Source organism: Flavobacterium sp. 83 (genome assembly GCF_000744835.1).
In the GTDB taxonomy this organism is placed as follows: domain Bacteria; phylum Bacteroidota; class Bacteroidia; order Flavobacteriales; family Flavobacteriaceae; genus Flavobacterium.
Genome location: NZ_JQMS01000001.1, coordinates 25173 through 48691 on the forward strand (window position 1 = coordinate 25173; position 23519 = coordinate 48691).

The 23519-nt window shown below is 34.3% G+C and carries 24 protein-coding genes and 3 tRNA genes; 14 read left to right on the forward strand and 13 right to left on the reverse strand.

All coding sequences use genetic code 11. The annotated features are described in order from the left end of the window. Positions 1-26: 26 nt before the first annotated feature. The 7 genes from dnaB to tgt form a co-directional block, all read right to left on the reverse strand. Positions 27-1571 carry a replicative DNA helicase gene (gene dnaB, locus T410_RS00120; RefSeq protein ID WP_035667546.1) on the reverse strand — a complete coding sequence of 515 codons (1545 nt, stop codon included), beginning with the start codon at positions 1569-1571 and terminating at the stop codon, positions 27-29. Between the two features lie 140 nt (positions 1572-1711). Continuing rightward, positions 1712-2665 carry an acetyl-CoA carboxylase carboxyltransferase subunit alpha gene (locus T410_RS00125; protein ID WP_035667548.1) on the reverse strand — a complete coding sequence of 318 codons (954 nt, stop codon included), beginning with the start codon at positions 2663-2665 and terminating at the stop codon, positions 1712-1714. Between the two features lie 254 nt (positions 2666-2919). Continuing rightward, a complete protein-coding gene (locus T410_RS00130; protein ID WP_035667550.1) occupies positions 2920-3510 on the reverse strand; it encodes a dual specificity protein phosphatase family protein in 591 nt (196 codons plus the stop codon). A gap of 19 nt (positions 3511-3529) precedes the next feature. Next, entirely contained in the window at positions 3530-5464 is a 1935-nt protein-coding gene (locus T410_RS00135; RefSeq protein ID WP_035667552.1) for an LTA synthase family protein, read from the reverse strand. A gap of 156 nt (positions 5465-5620) precedes the next feature. Next, a complete protein-coding gene (locus T410_RS00140) occupies positions 5621-6505 on the reverse strand; it encodes a DMT family transporter (protein ID WP_035667554.1) in 885 nt (294 codons plus the stop codon). Beyond that, positions 6492-7580, reverse strand: coding sequence for an LptF/LptG family permease (locus T410_RS00145; protein WP_035673851.1), 1089 nt, complete (start codon positions 7578-7580; stop codon positions 6492-6494). The genes T410_RS00140 and T410_RS00145 overlap by 14 nt, the downstream gene beginning before the upstream one ends. Before the next feature lie 90 nt (positions 7581-7670). Then, positions 7671-8801 (reverse strand): tRNA guanosine(34) transglycosylase Tgt, encoded by a 1131-nt coding sequence (tgt, locus tag T410_RS00150; RefSeq protein ID WP_035667555.1) that lies wholly within the window; start codon positions 8799-8801, stop codon positions 7671-7673. 273 nt (positions 8802-9074) lie between these two features. Here tgt and T410_RS17280 point away from each other — a divergent pair, with 273 nt between their 5' ends. The 3 genes from T410_RS17280 (at position 9075) to T410_RS00160 (ending at position 11874) form a co-directional block, all read left to right on the forward strand. Further along, a complete protein-coding gene (locus T410_RS17280) occupies positions 9075-9203 on the forward strand; it encodes a hypothetical protein (RefSeq protein ID WP_255360738.1) in 129 nt (42 codons plus the stop codon). 429 nt (positions 9204-9632) lie between these two features. Continuing rightward, positions 9633-10046, forward strand: coding sequence for a VOC family protein (locus tag T410_RS00155; protein ID WP_238567333.1), 414 nt, complete (start codon positions 9633-9635; stop codon positions 10044-10046). 370 nt (positions 10047-10416) lie between these two features. Further along, positions 10417-11874, forward strand: a complete 1458-nt coding sequence (locus tag T410_RS00160; RefSeq protein ID WP_035673853.1) for an NAD(P)/FAD-dependent oxidoreductase — start codon at positions 10417-10419, stop codon at positions 11872-11874. Between the two features lie 142 nt (positions 11875-12016). Here the strand turns inward: T410_RS00160 and T410_RS00165 are convergent, their stop codons facing one another. After that, a complete protein-coding gene (locus T410_RS00165) occupies positions 12017-12952 on the reverse strand; it encodes an ester cyclase (RefSeq protein ID WP_035667557.1) in 936 nt (311 codons plus the stop codon). 346 nt (positions 12953-13298) lie between these two features. Here T410_RS00165 and T410_RS00170 point away from each other — a divergent pair, with 346 nt between their 5' ends. From T410_RS00170 to T410_RS00195, 6 genes are all read left to right on the forward strand, one after another. Next, the gene (locus T410_RS00170) at positions 13299-15809 is read left to right on the forward strand and encodes a cation-translocating P-type ATPase (RefSeq protein ID WP_035667559.1); all 2511 of its coding nucleotides are present in this window, start codon (positions 13299-13301) and stop codon (positions 15807-15809) included. Between the two features lie 80 nt (positions 15810-15889). Continuing rightward, the gene (locus T410_RS00175; RefSeq protein ID WP_035667562.1) at positions 15890-16174 is read left to right on the forward strand and encodes a rhodanese-like domain-containing protein; all 285 of its coding nucleotides are present in this window, start codon (positions 15890-15892) and stop codon (positions 16172-16174) included. Between the two features lie 3 nt (positions 16175-16177). Continuing rightward, the gene (locus tag T410_RS00180) at positions 16178-16495 is read left to right on the forward strand and encodes a rhodanese-like domain-containing protein (RefSeq protein WP_035667565.1); all 318 of its coding nucleotides are present in this window, start codon (positions 16178-16180) and stop codon (positions 16493-16495) included. Positions 16496-16640: 145 nt separating this feature from the next. Next, positions 16641-17246 (forward strand): ferritin-like domain-containing protein, encoded by a 606-nt coding sequence (locus T410_RS00185; RefSeq protein ID WP_152556912.1) that lies wholly within the window; start codon positions 16641-16643, stop codon positions 17244-17246. Between the two features lie 214 nt (positions 17247-17460). Further along, positions 17461-18315 carry a transketolase gene (locus tag T410_RS00190; RefSeq protein WP_035667567.1) on the forward strand — a complete coding sequence of 285 codons (855 nt, stop codon included), beginning with the start codon at positions 17461-17463 and terminating at the stop codon, positions 18313-18315. A gap of 55 nt (positions 18316-18370) precedes the next feature. Further along, a complete protein-coding gene (locus tag T410_RS00195) occupies positions 18371-19324 on the forward strand; it encodes a transketolase family protein (protein WP_035667569.1) in 954 nt (317 codons plus the stop codon). 120 nt (positions 19325-19444) lie between these two features. Here the strand turns inward: T410_RS00195 and T410_RS00200 are convergent, their stop codons facing one another. After that, positions 19445-20425, reverse strand: a complete 981-nt coding sequence (locus tag T410_RS00200; protein WP_035667572.1) for an FKBP-type peptidyl-prolyl cis-trans isomerase — start codon at positions 20423-20425, stop codon at positions 19445-19447. Positions 20426-20503: 78 nt separating this feature from the next. Here T410_RS00200 and T410_RS00205 point away from each other — a divergent pair, with 78 nt between their 5' ends. Beyond that, positions 20504-20893 (forward strand): RNA-binding S4 domain-containing protein, encoded by a 390-nt coding sequence (locus T410_RS00205; RefSeq protein WP_035667574.1) that lies wholly within the window; start codon positions 20504-20506, stop codon positions 20891-20893. 33 nt (positions 20894-20926) lie between these two features. Next, positions 20927-21427, forward strand: coding sequence for a phosphoribosyltransferase family protein (locus tag T410_RS00210; RefSeq protein WP_035667576.1), 501 nt, complete (start codon positions 20927-20929; stop codon positions 21425-21427). On the opposite strand, the gene T410_RS00215 is transcribed toward T410_RS00210, so the two are convergent. Then, the gene (locus tag T410_RS00215) at positions 21419-21937 is read right to left on the reverse strand and encodes a shikimate kinase (RefSeq protein WP_035667578.1); all 519 of its coding nucleotides are present in this window, start codon (positions 21935-21937) and stop codon (positions 21419-21421) included. The genes T410_RS00210 and T410_RS00215 overlap by 9 nt on opposite strands. A gap of 127 nt (positions 21938-22064) precedes the next feature. Here T410_RS00215 and T410_RS00220 point away from each other — a divergent pair. The 3 genes from T410_RS00220 (at position 22065) to T410_RS00230 (ending at position 22373) form a co-directional block, all read left to right on the forward strand. Continuing rightward, a tRNA-Lys gene (locus T410_RS00220) sits at positions 22065-22137 on the forward strand. A gap of 38 nt (positions 22138-22175) precedes the next feature. After that, positions 22176-22248 (forward strand) — tRNA-Lys (locus T410_RS00225). 42 nt (positions 22249-22290) lie between these two features. Beyond that, a tRNA-Leu gene (locus T410_RS00230) sits at positions 22291-22373 on the forward strand. Positions 22374-22629: 256 nt separating this feature from the next. Here T410_RS00230 and T410_RS00235 read toward each other — a convergent pair. The 3 genes from T410_RS00235 to T410_RS00245 are packed head-to-tail and all read right to left on the reverse strand — an operon-like array spanning position 22630 to position 23493. Continuing rightward, entirely contained in the window at positions 22630-22893 is a 264-nt protein-coding gene (locus tag T410_RS00235) for a hypothetical protein (RefSeq protein WP_035667580.1), read from the reverse strand. A gap of 1 nt (position 22894) precedes the next feature. Continuing rightward, positions 22895-23209: a hypothetical protein gene (locus T410_RS16340; protein ID WP_051929304.1), complete on the reverse strand. Its 315-nt coding sequence runs from the start codon at positions 23207-23209 to the stop codon at positions 22895-22897. Positions 23210-23220: 11 nt separating this feature from the next. Beyond that, positions 23221-23493, reverse strand: a complete 273-nt coding sequence (locus T410_RS00245) for a hypothetical protein (RefSeq protein ID WP_051929305.1) — start codon at positions 23491-23493, stop codon at positions 23221-23223. Positions 23494-23519 lie beyond the last annotated feature (26 nt).

Consider the following 23519-nt stretch of genomic DNA (forward strand, 5'->3'; position numbering starts at 1 on the left):
TATAAAAGCGGATTTAAATTTATATTTTAGAACGGTACATCACTGTCGTCGTCGGGGTCATTCAAGTTACTTCCAAAAGCGTCATTAGCAGATGGTAGGTTTTTAGTAATAAAAGGATTATCATCTTGATTCATACTAGATGGCAAATCATCATAACCGCCACTATAATCTTCCAGATTATCAAATTTACCCAAGTGTCCAATAAATTTTAACCGAACGTTTTCGATACTACCATTACGGTGTTTTGCTATCATTATTTCCGCCTGACCTGCAGTTGGTGAAGCTTCATCATCATCCCATTCATCAATTTTATAATATTCAGGACGGTATAAAAACGATACAATATCGGCATCTTGCTCAATCGCACCCGATTCACGAAGGTCAGAAAGCAATGGTCTTTTACTGGAACCACGTGTTTCCACCGCACGAGATAGTTGAGAAAGCGCAATTACAGGAACATTCAATTCCTTTGCCAATGCTTTTAAATTTCGGGAAATCGTAGAAATCTCCTGCTCTCTATTTCCTCCACCTTTTCCGTTTCCACCGGCTGTCATCAATTGCAAATAATCAACAATGATTATTCGGATACCATGTTGTGAAACTAAACGTCTCGCTTTTGCTCTTAAATCAAAAATAGAAAGTGATGGCGTATCATCAATAAATAATGGAGCTTTTTCTAAATTTTTAACTTTGGTACTTAATTGTTCCCATTCGTGTTTTTCCAGTTTTCCAGTACGTAATTTCTCCGATGACAAACCTGTTTCAGATGAAATCAAACGAGTGATCAACTGAACCGATGCCATCTCCAAAGAAAATAAAGCAACCGGCATTCCAAAATCAATTGCCATATTTCGTGCCATCGACAATACAAATGCGGTCTTACCCATTGCTGGCCTTGCCGCTATAATAATTAAATCACTTGGTTGCCAACCTGAAGTAATCTTATCTAATTTATCAAAACCTGTTGCTACACCACTCAATCCTTCCTGACCGGCAATTTCCTCAATTCGTTTTTTGGCTTGTAACACTAAACTCTGAGCCGTTTCAGAACTACGTTTTATATTTCCTTGAGTTACTTCGTATAATTTGGATTCGGCTCTATCCAATAAATCAAAAACATCTGTAGTTTCATCGTATGATTCTTCAATGATTTCTGTAGAAATTCGAATCAAACTGCGTTGAATAAATTTTTGAAGAATAATCCTGGAATGAAATTCAATGTGTGCCGAAGACGAAATCTTTTGCGTAAGCTGAATAAGGTAAAAATCTCCTCCAGCCAACTCTAATTTTGCATTTTTCTTGAGCTGGGCAGAAACGGTTAATAAGTCAATAGGCTGCGTTTCTGTAAACAGTTGAACGATAGCCTCAAAAATATGTTTGTGTGCATCTTTATAAAAAGCATCAGGTTGTAAAATGTCAATTACATCATCTACCCCTTTTTTATCAATCATCATGGCGCCAAGCACAGCCTCTTCTAAATCGAGAACCTGCGGTTGCAATTTTCCTTTTTCAAGGCTTATTATAGTAGTTTTATCAACCTTAACAGGATTAATATTTCTGAAGTTTTCCATAGAGCGAAAGTAACAAAAATTAAAAAAATATCGTTAGTGAGTTGTTACAAATAAATGTTCATAAGTAACTATTTTTTGTTTATAACCATAAAAAAATCCGAAACTGTAAGGCTTCGGATTAAATATCAATTTGTAAGATTTTACTCTTTATATTCGCCCATTTTACTGTATTTATCCATTCTTCTGGCAACTAATTCTTCTGTTGATAAGTCTTTCAATTCATTGAATCCTTTCATGATATATTGCTCAACCGTTTTGAAAGCAGTTTCTCTATCGTAATGCGCTCCACCTAATGGTTCAGGGATAATATCATCAACTAATTTTTGTTTCTTCATGTCGGCTGAAGTCAATTTCAATGCTTCGGCAGCTTGTTCTTTATATTCCCAGCTTTTCCATAAAATAGAAGAACATGATTCAGGAGATATAACAGAATACCAAGTGTTTTCCATCATGTATACTTTATCTCCCACACCTATTCCTAATGCTCCACCAGAAGCTCCTTCACCTACAATAACTGTGATGATTGGCACTTTTAGACATATCATTTCAAAGATATTTCTGGCAATAGCCTCACCTTGTCCGCGTTCTTCGGCTTCTAATCCTGGATAAGCACCCGGTGTGTCAATTAATGTTAAAACAGGAATACCAAACTTCTCTGCCATTTTCATCAATCGCAACGCTTTTCTATATCCTTCAGGGTTTGGCATTCCAAAATTACGAAATTGTCGTGTCTTAGTATTAAACCCTTTTTGTTGACCCACAATCATAAAAGATTGCCCATCAATTTTTCCTAAACCACCAATCATGGCTTTATCATCTTTAAAACCCCTGTCGCCAAAAAGTTCTAGAAAGGTTTCGCCGCATAGCGCTCGTACATGATCCATTGTATAAGGACGACTTGGATGTCTTGACAGCTGTACACGTTGCCAAGCAGTCAAATTTTTATAAATATGCCTTTTAGTTTCTTCTAGCTTTTTGTTGATTTGTTTGCAAGTATTCGTTACATCAACATCTGATTCCTGACCAATAACAACACATTTATCTAACTGTTCTTCTAGTTCTTTTATAGGAAGCTCAAAATCTAAATATTCCATAGGATTTCTGCGTTTTTGTTTTTAATTCGAACCGCAAATATAAAATTTTAAATCGTTCAAATAGGTAAATTTTATATTTATGTCTTAAACTGCACATTCTAAATTACGAAAATCATTTTATAAACGAAGAGAAACCTGCATTTATTTTCTATTTAAACAATGACAATCAAATCCTTACAAATGCATTATAATTTATTTTTGAAATAAAAATAGGATAAAACCAAATCAGACAATTTGAGTTTTAAACTCTTTAGTTACTTCTTTCCTGTTGCTAATTCTTTTCTCGATTTATAAGCTTTCAAATATTCTCCTTTTGGAGTTCCGTCATCAAAAGAGCTATATTTTAATATTGTCCGTACTCCTTTACGTGCATCTTCATTCGTGAAATTTTCATATTCAATTCTATATAATGCTGAATACATTTCGGCACGACCGATGCCATGATAGCAATGAATCAAGACCGGATAATTGTCTTTATTGTCCATTATTTTGAAAAAAAGGTCTAAATTTTCTTGTTTTGGAACCTGATCTGATCCATTATTGAAATAATTCACTCCTTTTATTTTGGCTACCGCAACTTGCTCTGCCGTAAGTTCAGCAGGAATCTCAGGATTATTCTTTAAATCTGCAGTTCCTGGAAAACGCAAATCGACAATCGATTTTATATGGTATTTCTTAACATAACTTTCTATTTCATCTGGAGGAATCACTCCTGATTTGTACACTTTTCCTTCTGTAATCGTTTCAAAATTGTGGTTGATGTTCATGTCATAAATATATTTCCCCACTAATATTAAAACAATTGTCAGGATTGAAAATCCAATTATTTTTTTATTCTTTTTCATCTTGTAAAATTATTAAAACTTATTGTTTAAAATACATTTTCTTATCCACCACTCTATCCATATAATCTTGAATAAAAGCTTTGCAATTAAGCTCAATTTCATCCATTTCAGGATTTCGGTTTTTTATCAAATTGTTTTTTAATGCTTTATCATTTTTATCATAAAATCCTAACGCAGTTTTACCATCAAAGGTACAGATATAATTCCCTTTAGAAAACTGATATATATTTCCTGTTGAATTAATAACAAACGGCTGGCTTGATTTTTTGTCCAATAAACTTCGGCCCCAACTTCTAAATGGTTTCTTATACCCAATCATATCCAAAATTGTTGGGTAAATATCAATTTGTTGTGCCAAATCATCATCAATACCTACATACTTACTATTGGGTTTATAAATGATAATAGGGACCGCAAAATGGTTAATCGCTTTTTGATATTCGTCATAATAAATTTGGTTACAATGATCTGCAACCAGAACAAAAATGGTATTGGAAAACCAAGGTTTCTTTTTGGCTTCATCAAAAAATCGTTTCAGGGCAAAATCCGTATACTCCGCACATTTGTGAATAGGGACACCACCCTCATGAAATCTATTTTTATATTTATCTGGAATAATATACGGTTCATGAGACGAAACTGTAAAAACGGAAGCGAAAAATGGGGTCTTCTTTTTATCTAAAGTGTTTTTCATGTACTGCAGAAAAGGCTCATCCCAAATTCCCCAAAAACCATCAAATTGAGAATCGTCATTGAACTCTGTTCTTCCATAATAGTTATCAAAACCTAATATATTTCCGAAACCTAAAAACCCCATGGAACCATTGGCAGCACCATGAAAAAAAGAGGTATTATAGCCTTCACTTTCTAAAGTGGAAACTAGGGATTCAATTTTTTGTTTTGGATAAGGAGACGAAGTAAAAGCATCTTTGAAAGACGGAATTCCTGCTAGAACCGATGACATACCATGAATCGACTGTCGCCCATTTGCGTAAGCATTCGTAAAAATTAAACTGTGCTGCGATAAGGAATCCAGAAAAGGAGCATGACTTTTATAATTCGGTATTTTTGATTTTTTATTAAATGCACCTATGTACTCACGTCCATAACTTTCCAGAATAAACACAACAACATTTGGCTTAGTGGCAGGATTGTTATGGTATTGTTTGATAGGTTGCACTTTTTCCAAGATTACTTGTTCGTTGACATCCAGATAATTGGGCTTTAGAAAACTATTACTAAACAACGTTCTGATAATGGCAAATGGCGTATTGAGCACAATATCCGACTGAACGATATTTTTCACATGCCTGCTGGCATCCAAAAGGTTAATAGGTCGCGTTGCTTTATTAAAATCACCACCACGAATTCCTCCGATTATAAGTAGAACAACCCCGAAAAAACCAATGGTTGAAAATCCAAAATAATGCATTTTTTTTGAAGGAACAGCAACCTCAACACTTACTTTTTTATATAAATATATCCAAAGCGCTGAAAACAAAACAAATAAAACAAAAACATACCAATAGTCATATAAAAAACTAAAAAGCAATACTTTCTTATTGGTTTCATGTTTTAACACATTCAAAACAACAATTGTCGTGCGTGCAAAAGTATATTTGTAATAAATAAAATCAATAAAATTAGTTGCATAAGCCACTAAATTGGTCCCAAAATAAAGATAAAAAAGGGATTTTTGATAGCCTGAATTTGTATTTTTCCAAAAGGGTAAAATCGAAAAAACGATAAATAGCAAATTCACATATAGAATTGCAGTCGTATCGAAGGCTAAACCATAATAACAAAGTGAAAGCAAATCTGAAACAGAATCTACTTTTAACAAATTAATATTAAAAATATAAAATAGAATTCGAGCTATGAAGTAAAAAATATAAGCTAACGAAAGTCTGTATATCAGAACCTTGTATTCATTTAAGCGCAAGTGTTTGTGCATTTCAAAGTAAATTAATTGTAAAAGAAGTGCAAAGATATTACAATTAATCTGTTGACCACAGTTAAAATTTATACAAAAAAGGGAATCAAATCTTGAGAATCAGTTTTATAACGTATTAATCCTAGTTACTAAACGCCTTTTAAAGAACTACTTACCCTAAACATCCTTTTTATAATAATGCTTAATCACTCCGTTTAAGATTACGGTAATTACTATTATAATGGCTCCAATATAAAATTCAAAACTCATTTTTTCTTTTCCGCCAAGGATAAAATAAGCCAACACAATTCCGTAAACCGGCTCTAGATTGGTTGTCAGCATTACGGTGTAAGGAGTCAGTTTCTGCATCACTTTTACAGAAGCGGTAAATGCATAAGCGGTACAAACAGAAGCCAAAATCAAAATTAAAATCCAATTATTAACCGTTAAAACAAAGAAATCCAAAGAGAATTTATTCTGTATTAAAAAGTAAATACTGATAAAAAACACACCCGCCAAAAACTCATAAAATGAAATTACTGATGGGTCGTGATCTGCAATTAACTTTCCGTTCATAAGAGTAAACAAAACCCCTAATATAATGGCCGCCAAAGCATAAAGCATTCCGTCCAAATAATTGACTTCCACTTTCATAATCAATCCCAATCCTGCGATAATAATAAGGCCGAAGAAAACTTCATACCACAACACTTTTCTCCCATAAAAAAGAGGCTCCAATATCGAGGCAAAAAAAGCGCCTAAAGAGAAAACCGAAAGTGTAATGGAAACATTGGAAACATGAATGGCTTTGAAAAAAAAGATCCAATGCAACGCAATCAATAATCCAACGAAAATCAATTTCAGTAAAGATTTAACCGGAATTCTAAATGATTTTTTTTTGAAAACAATAAACAACGACAAAAAAACACTTGCAAAAAACATTCGATACCAAACTAAAGCATCAGCAGTAATAGAGATTAAAGCTCCTAAAATAGCGGTAAACCCCCATATAAAAACAATTAAATGCAGGTTTAGGTAAGACTTTAATTTATCGTTTTGCATTGCGCAATAAATAAATGGCTAGTGCTCCAAAAGCCATATTAGGCAACCAAACGGCGAGCAATGGCGGAATACTCGATTTTTCGGCTAGAACCCCAAAAATTTTATCAAAAAACACGAATGCAAAAGCTAAAGCAATTCCTATGGCTAAATTCATTCCCATACCGCCTCTGCGTTTCATGGATGAAACCGAAACCGCAATAATGGTAAGAATAAATGCCGATACCGGAATACTAAATTTTTTATATAATACTACTAAATAGACATTGATATTAGACGACCCACGATTTTTTTCCTTGTCAATAAAATTGATTAATTTATTCAAACTTAAGGTTTCGGCAATATAGATAACTGGGGCTAAATCCTCTAAATCAAAACTGAAACGAGCCTCTTTTTCAGCTGATTTTTCTATTTTATCACCATTTTCGCCTACTGTTCTTTTCGTATAGTCGTACATAGTGTACGCCTTAGTTTTTGGGTTCCATTTTATTCTGCTTGCCGAAATTTTATACACTAATTTCTCTTTATTAAACTTTTCCAATGAAAAATTAAAAGCAGTTTTTGACAACGTATTAAAACTGTTTACATAGATGAATTCATTATCACTAATTTGTCGGTACACATCTGTATCATCGCCTCGCATTGCTTCTTTTCCTCCAGTACGCAAATATGTATACCTAAAATTATTAAACCCTTCGCTAGCCTTTGGAACAACAAAAAACCCCATCAACAAGACAAAAACAGAAACAATAGTAGCCCCCATAATGTAGGGCCTTAAAAAACGGGTAAACGAAATCCCCGAACTTAAAATGGCGATAATTTCTGTATTATTAGCCAGTTTTGAGGTAAACCAAATAATCGATAAAAATAAAAAGATTGGGAATAAGGAATTTGCAAAATAAATGGTGAAATTATAGTAATAGATTGCAATTTCAATAAATGGAACTTTATTCTCAATCATGAAATTAATCTTCTCCGAAACATCAATAATAATCCCAATAGGTATAAACATCAGCAACATAACCGAAAAAGTGGCTAAATATCTTTTTAAGATGTATTTGTCTATTATTGTTAGCATAGATTTTTTTGTTTTTCTTGTTTCAGGTTTCAAGTTTCAAGTTCTTTGCAGCACAAGCTGAAACTTGAAACAAAAATAACTTGAAACTTCTTATAGTCGTTGGCTCATATTTTTGACCATCATTTCCTTCCAAGGTTTGAAATCGCCTGCTAAGATATGTTTTCTGGCCTCACGTACCAACCACATATAAAACCCAAGATTATGGATTGTAGCAATTTGTTTCCCCAGGTATTCATTGGCAGCAAAAAGGTGACGCAAATACGCTTTTGTATATTCTGTATCTACATAAGTAATCCCCATTTCGTCAATAGGCGAAAAATCGGCTTCCCATTTTTTATTTTTGATATTAATAGAACCATTTGCTGTAAATAACATCCCGTTTCTGGCGTTACGTGTAGGCATCACACAGTCAAACATGTCAATTCCCAAAGCAATATTTTCGAGGATATTTATAGGAGTTCCCACGCCCATAAGGTAACGAGGTTTGTCTTCGGGCAAAATTTCACAAACCACTTCGGTCATAGCATACATTTCCTCAGCCGGTTCCCCTACTGAAAGTCCGCCAATGGCGTTTCCTTGTTGATTAGAATTCGCTATATATTCGGCTGATTGTTGGCGTAAATCTTTATAACAACTTCCTTGAACAATGGGAAAAAACGTTTGTTCGTATCCGTATTTAAAAGGCTGTGTGTCTAAATGATTGATGCAACGGTCTAACCAGCGGTGTGTCATTTTCATCGAACGCTTTGCGTAGTTATAATCACATGGATATGGCGTACACTCATCAAAAGCCATGATAATATCGGCACCTATGGTACGCTGAATTTCCATCACATTCTCCGGCGTAAAAAAGTGGTATGAACCGTCAATATGCGATTTGAATTTCACACCTTCCTCCTTAATTTTTCTATTTGCTGATAGCGAATACACTTGGTATCCTCCAGAATCCGTCAAAATATTGCGGTCCCAGTTCATGAATTTATGCAAACCACCTGCTTTTTCAAGAATTTCAGTTTGTGGTCTCAAGTATAAATGGTAGGTATTTCCCAGGATAATATCCGGGTTGATATCGTCTTTCAATTCGCGTTGATGCACCCCTTTTACAGAACCTACGGTTCCTACAGGCATAAAAATTGGGGTTTCAATCACCCCGTGATCAGTAGTAATACTTCCCGCTCTGGCTTTGGATAGCGGATCTTTTTTTAATAAATCAAACTTCATATAGGCGTTTTTCAGTGGGCAAAGATAGGTTAATTTGAAAATTAGATAATTAGATAATTTAAAAATTTAATTAAGTTTTGGGAATTCCTATTTAGCAAGGGTTCCCAAAGTACTTTTTGAATCCAATCAGCATCCTAAAATTAAAAATTAAGGCATGCCATAGCTATAGGACTACAGTTCCAAATCCTTTTTTACAGCAACAAAACGCAAACTCTCTCGTATCGTTTTAAGAAAGAGATTAGAGAGAATATTCACTTCACTTCAATCCCTCACATGAATAATACCATGACAACAAATAAAATAGCTCGACAATGGGATTTTTATTATGTCATGACAAAGAAAACCATAAAATATACCTCAGCTGATGTGGGATTGATTTTTTCAGCACACGATGAACACTGAATTTTTACCCTGATTGACCAAAACCTATTAAAAACAATATCTAAGTATTGGCCTTCTATTTTTGTGCTCTAATAAGACTTTTAATGTCCCGAGAAAATAGTTTAACCATCTTTCGTTGTACTTCTTTTATCTTGGCAATTCGTTCTTCTAGCTTGACTGGTACGGTTTTTCGGCTGATACTTTTGAGCCGTTATTTTAGTTTCTTCCAAGACTTTACTACTACTACTACTACTACTAACTGACCCGAACCTAAAAAGCGAACTGGCGAAGCATATTTATTTCTGCTTCCTTTTTTGATACGTTGGCACAAATCTAAATCCCAACAACCTGAAGTTTACTGGATGTTTAATCCCACTTAGTACCTCTTCCATTGATAATTACATAATTTAAAAAATAGTTTTAAATTATGTAACTCAAAAAATATGATAAATGGCACAAATTAATCCTCATGTACTATTTAAAGAAAATACCGAAGAAGCCTTTAACTTTTATAAATCTGTTTTTGGTGGCGGATTTACTATGCTTGTGCGTATAAAAGATTTACCCAATGACCCAAACAATCCAATTTCGGAAAATGACGGCAACAAAATAACACATATTGCCTTACCAATAGGTAAAAGTACTGTACTTATGGCAAGTGATGTTGCTAAACAATTTATGGATCAAGAATTAGTAAGAGGCAACAGACACACTATTTCGATTAGTACAGACAGCAAAGAAGAAGCAAACAAATTATTCAATGGCCTTTCGGCAGGCGGAGAAATTGAAATGCCAATTACTGATAGCACTTGGGTTCCTATTTTTGAATGTTTAATGACCAGTTTGGTATACAATGGATGGTAGATTACAACCCAAAAAAATAACGAAAAAAAACCTAAGCATCTATTACCTGCCCGCATTACTATAAAACAATCATTAGTGTAGTTAGGTAAGATGGTATAAGTACAAACGCGCAGCACACCTATATCTATTTGTAAATTTAGTGGAATTACCGTTTTTTATCGTATTTTCGTTCAGCCAAAAACACTCATTTTCATAAGTAACAAAGCATCTAAAGTTTCGATAACACTGAAAAAAAATATTTTTTTACGTTAAATTACTTACCAGTAATGCGAGTCATAATCGTTACTTTACTACTGGGATAAACATCAATTGTATCGGCTAGGTGTATTTTTATAGGGAGGAGTCAAGATCAAGTAAAATTAAAGAGGAAGTGAAAAAGGTTAAAAATGCAGCCACAGGCTGGACTATTTGTCCCGAATGTCAGGGACGTGGCAAAAAAAGCCGGGGACTCAGCATGAAAGCGCGACGCCAATACAAGATAGCACTCGATCAATTTGAAAAAACGAAAGGAGAAGAGACAGCTCCAACACATCCTAAAGGTCACCTATACTCCTGCTTAAACTGTTGCGGATCCGGGTTGCTTCCTTCTGATGGTCCTCCTATAGCGGATAAAGAAAACTACCCATATGTTGCTATTATTGGTGGCGGTATAGGTGGAGCGGCTTTAGCTGTAGCTTGTTTACACCGTGGAATTCCTTTTACTCTTTATGAACGCGATAACAACTTCGATGCTCGATCTCAGGGCTATGGACTTACATTGCAACAAGCCAGTAAAGCAATCGAAGGATTTGGTATTTTCTCCCTAAAAGACGGGGTAATTTCAACAAGACATGTGGTTCATACTACCGAAGGAAAAGTGATAGGTGAATGGGGTGTCAGAAAATGGATGCAGTCAGATGCAAAAACATATTCAAAGCGTACAAATGTGCATATCGCAAGGCAGTCTTTGCGTTTAGCGCTGCTGGAACAGCTTGACGGACATGATGTGATACAGTGGGGGCATCAGTTAGTAGACTTTAAGCAATCTGAGGCGGGAGGTGTTAATCTTAGCTTTGAGGTGAACGGCGAGATGCAGCGCGTCAAGGCAGATCTTGTCGTTGGTGCCGATGGCATACGTAGTTCGGTACGGCAGTTACTGATTGGTGAGGATGTTACCCCTTTACGATATCTGGGTTGTATTGTGATATTGGGTATTTGTCCTTTGAGTGCTCTCGAAGGGCTTAATACTTCTTTACTGGATTCGGCCACAGTATTTCAAACCGCCAATGGCAATGAGCGAATCTACATGATGCCATATACGTCAGACTCGGTGATGTGGCAACTTAGCTTCCCGATGCCAGAAAAAGAGGCTAAAGCTTTAAGTGCTAAGGGACCTCAAGCACTCAAGGAAGAAGCATCCCGCAGAACGCAGTGGCATGATCCCATTCCTCAGATTTTAGCAGCGACTCTGGAAGCTCAGATTTCTGGTTATCCCGTGTATGACCGAGAATTACTTGAGTCAGAATTGTTGAAGAAAGGCGGACAAGTGACTCTGATTGGAGATGCGGCTCACCCAATGAGTCCATTCAAAGGACAAGGCGCAAATCAAGCACTATTGGATGCACTAGCGCTCGCTCGGGGAATCTCAAAAGGATGTAGGCCTTTATCGCAATGGAGAAAAACTGGATTGAGGGACAGTGTATTAAATGAGTTTGAATCAGAAATGTTAGAACGGAGTGCTTCCAAAGTAAAAGATTCAGCAGAAGCTGCGCACTTTCTACATTCCGAAATTGTGCTTTATGAAGGTGATGAGCCGAGAGGACGATGTCTAAAGAAAAAAGATACTTAAAATAATTAGTTGTGTTAACTGGCTGAACAAGTTAACGAATGTAAGTAGATACAAGCTATCTGGTAATTTATTATAAAAATATCCCAAAATAAATTAGCTTAAAACACAACTTATTTTAGGATATTTTTTGAAATTTATTTTATTATTCCATCAATTTTTCACTGTAATACGCCATTTCAGATGTTATTTTTCCTTTATCATTAAAATTATCAATGAAGAAAATTGGCACAACAATTTTCTTTTTATCTGATTTTCTGGTTAATCTCAAATTCCACCACGATTGTACTACCCTTGCATCCCCCATTTCATAATGCAAATAGTCCGGATACCCAACCATATCAATACTAGTTAAATCAAATTTATCAAAAAGCTTTTGATCATTTACTTTTTGTTCTGCTAAGGTTATAGTTTTATCTAAAGGCATATTTATATCCGAGAATGTTGCCTTTTCATCATAAAAGCTATACGCTTTATCAAAATCTTTATTTTCAAAAGCATAAATCATTTTTCTGACATCATTAATATATTCATGATGATTATAAATGGTTCCATTTTCTCTGTCATTAAAACTATTACCTATTTCATCAAAAATACTACTATTAGAATACCTGATAATGGTTTTAATTTTATTGTTCTTATCAACTATAAACAAACGATGCAAAGGCATATCAATTTTCACTCCTGTTTTATTATGCACTCCTCGTAAATCTTCCCAGGTTTGCACCCAAACAACATCTTTATTATTAGCCTCTTTGTATTCTAAAGCATCCGGATAAGCACCTTGAGATCTTTTAATACTTAAATAATCAACATTGTCTTTCCAAAAACTTACCTCTTTCAAGAATGAAGCTTTGTCTTGCCCTTTATCATTCCTATTAGAACTTGAGCCATTATATGATTTAAAATCATCCGCTAGAAAGCTAGCCACTTTGTCAGTGTCTCCACTAACAAATGCTTGAGTCATACCTTCTACTGCAGTAATAGCCGGATGCTCTACATAAATAGTTCCATTCGTTTTCTTTTGTCCGTAAGTGATGCAAGTAGCGACCAACAATACAATTGAGAAAAAATTTTTCATATTTAATTGATTTTTAATTAATAAGACATTAAATTTAACAAAAAATACTAACTGTCAGCACATTATATCATTATTATTTTAAGTTAAATCAAAATTAATGAATGCTAATCTAAAATTTCAACATCATTATGGAATGAATTTTTAACCACTAGTTTAATTTTTATATTTATTACTGTATTTTTATTTTTTGTTCATTTTGTCCTGTTTTCAATCATCACATAGTCTTCCATTATAATTATTTTAGAAAACACAAATTTGACACAACCATCACTACAATTACATAATTTGGTTGTTCTTACTATACTTTAAAATTTCATTTTTTGTAATAATTCCTAAATTATTCATCATGATTGAAGGACTAAATACAGCGGAAGCTCAGGAAAAACTGAAAGTTTTTGGTTTTAATGAATTACCGTCAGCAAAACCAAAATCCATTTGGCGCATTGCTTTGGAAGTCATAAAAGAACCCATGTTCATTTTATTGATAAGCTGTGGCGTACTTTATATTTTATTGGGTGATTACAAAGAAGGCATTATTTTACTTTCGGCGATTTTTGTTATTATTTTTATCACTTTTTACCAATATCAGAAAACGGAAAAAGCACTAGAAGCACTCAAAAAACTGTCTTCGCCACGCGCATTAGTGATTCGGGATGAAAAAGAGATACGCATTCCCGGGCGCGAAGTAGTTCCTGACGACATCATTATTCTGAATGAAGGAGATCGGATTGCCGCTGATGCAAAAGTGCTCGACACGATAAATCTTACTGTTGATGAATCGTTGCTTACGGGTGAATCACTCGCTGTTAGAAAGGATCTTTGTTCTGACATTTCAGATATACACGGAATAGTTTTCAGCGGAACACTTGTGGTGCAAGGAAAGGGATTTGCGAAGGTTTTTGCAACAGGAACCAAAACAGAGTTTGGAAAAATTGGAATCTCTTTACAAAGTATTGACGAAGATGAAACGCGATTGCAAAAGGAAATGAAAGTGTTGATTAAAAATCTATTTCTCATTGCAATTTTTATCAGCATTGGAATCATTGCAACCTTTTATTTCACTAGAGGAAATTTCATTCAAGCATTATTGAACGGACTTGCAGCCGCGATGTCCATTCTTCCCGAAGAGTTTCCTGTAATCCTGACCGTTTTTTTGGCTTTAGGAGCTTGGCGATTATCCAGAAAAAATGTATTGACCAGAAAACCCTCTGCTATCGAGACACTAGGTTCCGCAACTGTTTTATGTAGTGATAAAACGGGAACCATTACACAAAACAAAATGGAAATAGTCACTATTTATGATGGTCAGGAAATCGTTCTAAAGAGTGTTTTTCAAGAGAAACAAAATCAGATTTCCAATTTGGTTGTTGCCGCACATTATGCCTCCAGAAAAGATGCGATTGACCCAATGGAGCAAGCCATTTACAAAACTCATGAAGCAATCATTTCACAAAAAAAATCAGAACATAAACTCCTCAAAGAATATCCATTGAGCAGGGAATTACTTGCTATGACCCGCGTGACAGAAAATGTCACTGAAAACTCCATGTCCGTTTCTGCCAAAGGTGCCCCAGAAGCAATTTTCAAACTTTGCAAAATGAATAAAGAGGAAACATCCAAACATTTTTTAGCTGTACAGCAAATGGCTGACCAAGGATATCGGGTTATTGCTGTTGCAAATGCTGCGCATCATACGGGACAGCTTCCAGATTCGCAACATGAATTTAACTTTAGTTTTCTTGGACTTATTGGTTTAGAAGATCCCATACGCCTCGAAGTTCCTCAAGCCATAAAAGAATGCCATGAAGCCGGAATACAAGTGATTATGATAACCGGCGATTTTCCCGCTACTGCAAAAAGTATTGCTTTATCTATAGGTCTTGATGCCAATAAAGAAATTATTACTGGAGATGAATTGAATAAAATGAGCGATAAAGAGCTAAAATTAAGAATTACCAATACTAACATTTTTGCACGTGTAATTCCTGAACAAAAACTAAGAATTGTTCAGGCTTTGAAAGCCAATAATGAAATTGTTGCAATGACGGGTGACGGAGTCAATGATGCACCTGCCTTGAAAGCAGCCAATATTGGTATTGCCATGGGAAATAAAGGAACGGATGTAGCCAGAGAAGCTGCATCGTTAGTATTATTGGATGATAATTTCGCATCCATTGTTTCGGCGATTCGATCCGGAAGGAGAATTTTTGATAATCTGCAAAAAGCAATGTCGTATGTTCTCTCCATTCATATTCCTATAATCGGGCTTACCTTTTTACCTGCATTTTTCCCTGCGATTCCTTTATTATTGATGCCGTTACATATTGTATTTATGGAATTGATAAATGATCCCGTGTGCTCCATTGCATTCGAATCAGAACAAGAAGAAAAAGGAATTATGCAGCGACCGCCCAGAGATCCAAATGAACATTTTTTTGGTAAAAGAAAAATTATAATGAGTGTCATGCAAGGTTTTTTATTGCTGGCTATGGTTCTTTTTGTTTATTTATTTTCTAAACGTCAGGAATATCCAGAAGGAGAAATACGAGCTATCGTTTTTTCAGCACTTCTGCTTGGGAATATTTTTATTATTTTGACCAATATTTCAAAAACAAGAAACGTAATCTCCGTAATAACCGAAAGAAATCCAGTTACAATTCCAATTCTCTTAACCGCCATAATTATGTTGTTGTTGATCATTTTAATACCGTCTTTGCGTCATATTTTTAATTTTGAAGTTACAAATTACAAACATTTCATCCCCTCAATCCTAGGAGCAATTACCATCCTTATCCTTCTTGAAACCATAAAATATTTTAAAAACAGAGGCCTAAAAAATAAAAAAAACCTTGTGTAACAAAAGTTACTGTGCAGCGCTTATTGTTGCTTTACTTTTGTACTAGAAATTAATTAAACACTAATTAAAAAAACATAAAAATGAGCTTAGAAAAAATAATCAAAGACAAACAGGGAACAATAGTTGATGTGCGTTCCCATGCTGAATTTATGGGTGGTCATGTAGCTGATTCCATTAATATTCCGTTGAATGAAATTCCGCAAAGAGTAGATGAATTGCGAAATCTTAAAGCACCGTTAGTACTTTGTTGTGCATCAGGAAATCGAAGCGGACAAGCACAGCTATTTCTGACGGAACATGGAATCGAATGTTACAATGGTGGTTCCTGGTTAGATGTAAATTATTACCAATCTCAAATTAAATAAAAAATGATAAACACACTTAAAAATTTATTTGGATTAGGTCCAAAAGTAAACTACGCCGATTTAGTAAAACAAGGCGCTATTATTTTGGATGTTAGAAGCAAAGGAGAATATGCAGGAGGACACATAAAAGGTTCTCTAAATATTCCGGTTGATACTTTAAGTAATACGCTTTCTAAACTAAAAGACAAAAACCAACCTATAATCACTTGTTGTGCATCAGGAATGCGAAGTGCTTCTGCAAAAAGTATTTTAAAATCAAACGGATTTACTAAAGTCTACAATGGTGGCGGTTGGAGTAGCCTTAAAAATAAAATTAGTTAGTAAAATATAATACTAGCAGCAGCAACCGGCATGTTAAATTTTGAAATAAATCATATTATTCGTATTTACAATTAGTTAATTAACAATTGATTACATTATAGTTTATTTAATTTTATAGTATTAAAAAAGTAAGTAAAAAATTTTAATGCTTACAACTATTAATCTTAAAAAAACAACTATTATGAGACCTGAAAGTAATAAAAACGAACCTTTTAAAGGAGCTGTTCAAGCAAAATCAAATGCGGCACATGGATTGAGAGATTTATTTGAAGTGGGATTGAAAGACATTTATTGGGCTGAAAAAGTATTGACTAAAACATTGCCAAAAATGGTAAAAAATGCTTCATCGCCAGAACTAGTTAACTCATTAAAAACCCAGTTAAGCGAAACACAAGAACACGTTTCGCGTCTGGAAAAAATATTTGAAGTAACAGGTATTGCACCTACAGCAAAAAAATGTGATGCCATGCAGGGCATATTAAAAGAGACTAATGGCCTTATTCGAGAAACTGATATTGGTATGGTACGTGATGCCGGAATAATTGCAGCAGATCAAAAAGTAAAACATTATGAAATTGCAACGTATGGCACATTACATGCTTTTGCAAAAACATTAGGAGAAGACAAAGCTGCAAATCTATTGGCGATGACTCTTGACGATGAGAAAAAAACGGATGCTCGATTAACGGGAATAGCTTTATCTGCTATCAACAGACAAGCTTATAAAGCTGATTCGATTACAAATACGTAGAACGATTTATTTAAGTACGACATAAAACTAATTAATGCATTTTATTAGATATAAAGCCTGCAATTGCGGGCTTTTTATATGGATTATTGTATTCTAAATTATTAATTCCTATAATCACAAACTGTAATTTATTGCAGATTAAATATTCAAAAAAACGTTTGCTGTAACCCTAAATAAAAATTACATTTGCAGCAGTTTAACTTTTACACACAAAATGAAGCCTAACACACAACAATTAAACGATTTAACTATCCAAGTCAGAAGAGATATTCTTCGAATGGTTCACGCTGTAAACTCAGGTCACCCAGGAGGTTCTCTAGGTTGTACTGAATTTCTTGTAACTCTGTACCAAAATTTGATGGAACGTAAAGAAGGATTTGATATGGACGGAATTGGAGAAGATCTTTTCTTCCTTTCAAACGGACATATTTCTCCTGTATTCTATAGCGTTTTAGCGAGAAGCGGTTATTTTCCAGTATCGGAATTAGCAACTTTCCGTTTGATTAACTCAAGATTACAAGGACACCCAACTACCCATGACAGTTTACCTGGAGTACGCATTGCATCAGGATCACTTGGACAAGGATTATCTGTAGGAATTGGTGCTGCACAAGCAAAAAAATTAAATGGTGACAACCATATTATTTACACGCTTCACGGTGATGGTGAATTACAAGAAGGTCAAAACTGGGAAGCAATTATGTATGCATCCGCTAAAAAAGTAGACAATCTTATTGCTACAATCGATTTAAACGGAAAACAAATTGACGGAACAACTGACGAAGTTTTATGTATGGGAAGTATCCGTGCTAAATTTGAAGCTTTTGATTGGGATGTTTTGGAAATTGAAAAAGGAAACGACATTGAAGCTATTATTGCCGGAATGAATGACGCTAAATCAAGAACTGGAAAAGGAAAACCAGTTTGTGTATTGTTGCATACTGAAATGGGTAATGGAGTAGATTATATGATGTACAGTCATGCTTGGCATGGTAAAGCACCAAATGATGCTCAACTTGACAATGCTTTAGGACAAAATTATAATACTGGAGGTAATTCAGACTACTAGGAAGTGTTCAGTAATTAGTGTTCAGTAGAATACTGCCAAAAATCTAAATTAGAAAATGAAAAAATATACAAATACAGGAAGTAAAGATACTCGTTCGGGTTTTGGAGCGGGAATGACAGAATTAGGTCAAACCAATGAAAATGTTGTGGCACTTTGTGCTGATTTAATTGGTTCATTAAAATTTGACGATTTCAAGAAAAATCACCCAGAGCGTTTTTTCCAAATTGGAATTGCTGAAGCAAACATGATTGGAATTGCAGCGGGTTTAACTATTGGAGGAAAAATTCCTTTCACAGGAACTTTTGCTAACTTCTCTACAGGAAGAGTTTACGATCAAATTCGTCAATCAGTAGCTTATTCTGAGAAAAACGTGAAAATTTGTGCTTCTCATGCAGGATTAACTTTAGGTGAAGATGGTGCAACACACCAAATCCTTGAAGACATAGGATTAATGAAAATGTTACCGGGAATGACTGTAATCAACACTTGTGATTACAATCAAACTAAAGCGGCTACATTAGCAATTGCAGATCATCATGGTCCTGTTTACTTGCGTTTTGGTCGTCCAGTAGTGCCTAACTTTATGCCTTCTGACGAGCCTTTCGTAATTGGAAAAGCAATTGTTTTAAACGAAGGTGCTGATGTAACTATTGTTGCTACAGGACATTTAGTTTGGGAAGCACTTATTGCTGCTGAAGCATTGGAAGCAAAAGGAATTTCTGCTGAAGTAATCAATATTCACACGATCAAACCATTAGATGAAGAAGCAATTCTAAAATCATTGGCAAAAACAAAATGTATCGTTACTGCTGAAGAGCACAATATACTTGGTGGTCTTGGCGAAAGCGTTTCTAGAGTACTAGCATTAAACAATCCAGCTCCACAAGAGTTTGTTGCTGTAAATGATAGCTTTGGAGAATCTGGAACACCAGAACAATTAATGGAGAAATATAAATTGAACAATCAAGCCATTGTTGAAGCTGTAGAAAGAGTTATTAAAAGAAAATAATAATTCCATTAAAACATAAAAAATCCCGTTACAAATTTTGTAACGGGATTTTTTTTGGTTTAAACCGTATCCTAAAACAAGTTGCTTTTATACCAACTTATTTTAGAATATTTTTATAATTTATGGATGACAAGTTGCATCTAAATAATTTTTCTTACCCGAAGTACAACTTGGAATCTCTGCAAATGGATAAGGCAATCCAGTAGCCGGATTTTTGATTTCTAATTTAGTGGTATAGTTATCACCATCATCATCTACATCGATAAAATTAGATAAAAGATCTCCATCAGTATCATCGGGATTTACAGCAGGAGCGGTAGGATAGTTAGTTGTATTTCTAAAGTCATACATATACCCATCTCCATTTAAATCTTCTAAATACGACGGAATACCATCTAAATCTTGATCTAATCTATTTATTTCAAATAATTTAAAACTAAATACTAAAGGAGCATAAGAAGGAATGATACCACTTCCGGAAGCATAATATGCCAGTCCTGAAGGTATAAACATAACTCCTGCACCAAAATCATTATGCGTTACAGTTCCGTCATTATTTGAAGTATAAGTACCCGTTTTAAATTGTGGAAAAATTTCTCCCCACCCAGAAATAGTACTAAATAAACTCAAAAAAGTTTGAGGATATTTAACTTCTTCAAATGGCGTAGATGTTAGATCTGAAACTCCTGATGTAGTGATACGTTCTAAATATTCTCCTTTATAAGCTGTCAAAACTCCATCTACATTGCAAGGAGCACTTCCTGTTCCAGCTCTTAAAACTAAATAGTACATTTTATAGGTAATATTATGTAAACTTACATTTCTGGTTTTAAGTTCGTAATCTGTTTGATTCCAAATAGATTTTTGAATCCCCCCAGTTGGTATCTTTGTAATCGTGATATCTTGATCGTCAGTAAATCCGGGATGATTTATAACAGTTATATAATTTGTTTTTAAATATTCTTCAATGTCAGTATTATCAGTGGCATATTGCACTGCATAATCTCTAAGTGGTTCAACTGTAGCGGTATCATTCTTCGAACATGAAAATAAAGAGATTGTTGTAATTAATAAAATAAAATAATACTTAAATTTGTTCATTATAGCTAATTTTTAAGTGCGCAAGATACAATATTGATTTATTTTTGTAAACTATTTAACTCCGATTTTAGAAAATTTATGAGAATAGACAAATATTTATGGTGCGTACGATACTATAAAACGAGAAACATGGTAACTGAAGCTTGTAAAAAAAATCATGTTACCGTAAATGGTCAGGTTGCCAAGCCTTCAAAGGAGGTTTTTCCTACTGATAAAATCACATTTAGGAAGGACCAAATCACCCAAATCATCACCGTTCTGGACATTCCCGAAAATCGTGTCGGGGCTAAATTAGTAGATATCTATAGACGAAATGATACTCCTGCCGAAGCCTATCAACATTTAGAACTGTTGAAATTATCCAAAGAGCATTATAGAAAAAACGGGACAGGAAGACCTACCAAAAAAGACCGTAGAGACATTGACGAATTTGGCAATGAAATTGTGGACGAAGAAGATGCAGATTAAAACACCCATTCTAAAAACTTTAAAACTAAAACAATGAGCAAAAATATCATCTTAACGAATCAGGAAATTGAGCATAAAATAAAAAGAATTGCCTACCAAATCTATGAAACCTTTGTAGATGAGGACGAAATTGTCATTGCCGGGATTGCAACTAATGGTTTTACTTTTGCAAAAAAAATAGCGCTTGCGCTTGAAACTATTTCTCCCCTTAAAGTTTCACTTTGCGAAGTGCAAATCAACAAACAGAATCCTGAATTACCAATCCATACTTCCTTATCAAAGGAACACTATGCCAATAAAGGATTAGTTCTTGTTGACGATGTTTTGAATTCAGGCACCACACTAATCTATGCCGTGAGACATTTTATCGATGTTCCTTTGAAAAAATTCAAAACTGCGGTCCTAGTAGACAGGAACCATAAGAAGTATCCTGTAAAAGCTGATTTTAAAGGCATCTCGCTTTCAACCTCTCTACTAGAACACGTACAGGTTGTTTTTGATGAGAACGGGGATAATTGCGCCTATTTAAGCTAAAACCTCAACAATATCCATTACAGTCTCTTCAATTGTCTTATCATCAACAACTACCTTATGTTGCGCTTGATTGTAATAAAAACTTCTATCAAATAGATGCTTTGCGATAAACTCTTTCATTTCGTCCTCGCTTTTATCAGCAATAAGAGGACGTTTGCTTTTATTATGATTTAATCTATTAAACAACGTCTCTATTGAAGCTTTGAGATAAATAGATGTGACAGTATCACTTTTTAGTAATTCATGATTATTTGCATAACAAGGCGTCCCTCCGCCTAAACCTATAATTAAGTTATCAGGAGAATTCAATAATTCGACAAAAACTTCGTGTTCCAATTTTCTAAAATAAATCTCTCCATACTTTTCAAAAATAGCATTTATAGACAAATTTGTTTTTTCTTCAATCTTTTTATCTAAATCCACGAAAGGAATTTCGATAACTTTTGACAGCTTATTCGCAATTGTGGACTTCCCACACCCCATATAACCCAATAATATAATTTTTCTCATCTTAATAAAACCTTACAAATTAAGGTGTTGTGTATTTTTGTTAAAAAAAGACAAATTTATAATAAAAATGCTTGCAAAACTCCAAATAAAGTCCTTATATTTGCACCCGCATTCAAGGAAAGAATATGACTCGATAGCTCAGTTGGTAGAGCACATCACTTTTAATGATGGGGTCCTGGGTTCGAGCCCCAGTCGGGTCACAATTTTAGTGATCAACACATAATTTCCTTGAAGCATTGACTCGATAGCTCAGTTGGTAGAGCACATCACTTTTAATGATGGGGTCCTGGGTTCGAGCCCCAGTCGGGTCACAAAAGGTCGAGTAATTTATTACTTGACCTTTTCTTTTTTAAGGCCACGTGGAGAAACGGTAGACTTGCCAGCTTGAGGGGCTGGTGCTCGCAAGGGCGTGTGGGTTCAAATCCCACCGTGGTCACTTTAAAAGCCTATTTATAGGACTTAACAAAGGTTTTAGTTAACATTTAGTTAACCATTTTAAAAACACTCATTTTTTGGGTGTTTTTTTATGCTTTAAAAACATCTTGTTTTCGTTTCCAAACTTACGTTAAGATATTAGTTTCTTAATCTTTGAAAAAAATTGAAAACCAATCTTTGAAAATCAGTTTATCTACTTTGTTCTACTTTAGAATAGAATTGAAAAAAATCGTTATCGATTATCTGAAAAAAGTTGATTAATCAAAGTTCGTTTCAATTACAGTATAACCAAAATCCTTTATACTTATTTTATCGTTTGGAATATCTAAAAATAAAGGGCGGTCTTTTACGTTTGGACATTTATAATAAAAGTCTTCAATCATATTAACTAAATCCGTTTTGTTGTACTCTTTACTTATCCAAACTTGTAATGTTGTTTTTATAAGTTCGTGAATATCTTTTCTACTTAAATTATTATTAAGTATAAAATCTTTTAGTTCTTGTATGTTTGCTATTATCATTTTAATACTTTGCTTCAAGTTCAGCATTTATCGTTCTTACCTCATCAGGATTAATACCAGCACCCAAATTTATTACTATTGGATTAAATCCGTTTTCGTTTCCTGTGGTTAATTCTGTCGCCTTTAAAGTAGGAACAACAAATTTTGCAAGTTCTAAAATAACTTTTATTCTGTCTTTAGGCTCTAATAAATCAATATCACTTTGAAGTTTATCAAAATTATTTTCAATCAATAAAGTAAACCTCTCTCTCAATTCTGAAGTGGTTTTATTTAGTGTTCCAGCGGTACGCCCTCCCGTTTTTATTCCTGTTGCCATATTGATATTTTTTAATTGTCGTCTTCATTTGGATTTATAATAGTAACTGTAATACCGCTAACCGTTGCTTTACTTTCAAGTGCAATTTCCTGTTGTTTTGGTACTATGTAAGGCAATAATTTTATAATAGCATCAATACGCTCTTTTGGTTCTAACTTTTCCAACAAAACGACTATATTATCCAGTTCCTTACTGACAATATTTTGAAGTAGTTCTTTTGTTTCTGTGGTGGTTCGGTTAAGTGTTCCCTTTGCCCTACCGCCTGTTTTTATTCCTGTTGCCATTTGTCTAAATTTATCTATTATAGATA

Bases quoted from the DNA above. Each gene is read 5' to 3' on its own strand.
- T410_RS16340 (WP_051929304.1), bottom strand. From the start codon at position 23,209: ATGGCAACAGGAATAAAAACGGGAGGGCGTACCGCTGGAACACTAAAT.
- dnaB (WP_035667546.1), bottom strand. From the start codon at position 1,571: ATGGAAAACTTCAGAAATATTAATCCTGTTAAGGTTGATAAAACTACT.
- T410_RS00180 (WP_035667565.1), top strand. From the start codon at position 16,178: ATGATAAACACACTTAAAAATTTATTTGGATTAGGTCCAAAAGTAAAC.
- T410_RS00185 (WP_152556912.1), top strand. From the start codon at position 16,641: ATGCTTACAACTATTAATCTTAAAAAAACAACTATTATGAGACCTGAA.
- T410_RS00175 (WP_035667562.1), top strand. From the start codon at position 15,890: ATGAGCTTAGAAAAAATAATCAAAGACAAACAGGGAACAATAGTTGAT.
- T410_RS17280 (WP_255360738.1), top strand. From the start codon at position 9,075: ATGAATAATACCATGACAACAAATAAAATAGCTCGACAATGGGATTTT.
- T410_RS00135 (WP_035667552.1), bottom strand. From the start codon at position 5,464: ATGCACAAACACTTGCGCTTAAATGAATACAAGGTTCTGATATACAGA.
- T410_RS00200 (WP_035667572.1), bottom strand. From the start codon at position 20,425: ATGAACAAATTTAAGTATTATTTTATTTTATTAATTACAACAATCTCT.
- T410_RS00205 (WP_035667574.1), top strand. From the start codon at position 20,504: ATGAGAATAGACAAATATTTATGGTGCGTACGATACTATAAAACGAGA.
- T410_RS00145 (WP_035673851.1), bottom strand. From the start codon at position 7,580: ATGCTAACAATAATAGACAAATACATCTTAAAAAGATATTTAGCCACT.
- T410_RS00155 (WP_238567333.1), top strand. From the start codon at position 9,633: ATGGCACAAATTAATCCTCATGTACTATTTAAAGAAAATACCGAAGAA.
- T410_RS00165 (WP_035667557.1), bottom strand. From the start codon at position 12,952: ATGAAAAATTTTTTCTCAATTGTATTGTTGGTCGCTACTTGCATCACT.
- T410_RS00125 (WP_035667548.1), bottom strand. From the start codon at position 2,665: ATGGAATATTTAGATTTTGAGCTTCCTATAAAAGAACTAGAAGAACAG.
- T410_RS00140 (WP_035667554.1), bottom strand. From the start codon at position 6,505: ATGCAAAACGATAAATTAAAGTCTTACCTAAACCTGCATTTAATTGTT.
- T410_RS00245 (WP_051929305.1), bottom strand. From the start codon at position 23,493: ATGGCAACAGGAATAAAAACAGGCGGTAGGGCAAAGGGAACACTTAAC.
- tgt (WP_035667555.1), bottom strand. From the start codon at position 8,801: ATGAAGTTTGATTTATTAAAAAAAGATCCGCTATCCAAAGCCAGAGCG.
- T410_RS00170 (WP_035667559.1), top strand. From the start codon at position 13,299: ATGATTGAAGGACTAAATACAGCGGAAGCTCAGGAAAAACTGAAAGTT.
- T410_RS00190 (WP_035667567.1), top strand. From the start codon at position 17,461: ATGAAGCCTAACACACAACAATTAAACGATTTAACTATCCAAGTCAGA.
- T410_RS00215 (WP_035667578.1), bottom strand. From the start codon at position 21,937: ATGAGAAAAATTATATTATTGGGTTATATGGGGTGTGGGAAGTCCACA.
- T410_RS00130 (WP_035667550.1), bottom strand. From the start codon at position 3,510: ATGAAAAAGAATAAAAAAATAATTGGATTTTCAATCCTGACAATTGTT.
- T410_RS00235 (WP_035667580.1), bottom strand. From the start codon at position 22,893: ATGATAATAGCAAACATACAAGAACTAAAAGATTTTATACTTAATAAT.
- T410_RS00210 (WP_035667576.1), top strand. From the start codon at position 20,927: ATGAGCAAAAATATCATCTTAACGAATCAGGAAATTGAGCATAAAATA.
- T410_RS00195 (WP_035667569.1), top strand. From the start codon at position 18,371: ATGAAAAAATATACAAATACAGGAAGTAAAGATACTCGTTCGGGTTTT.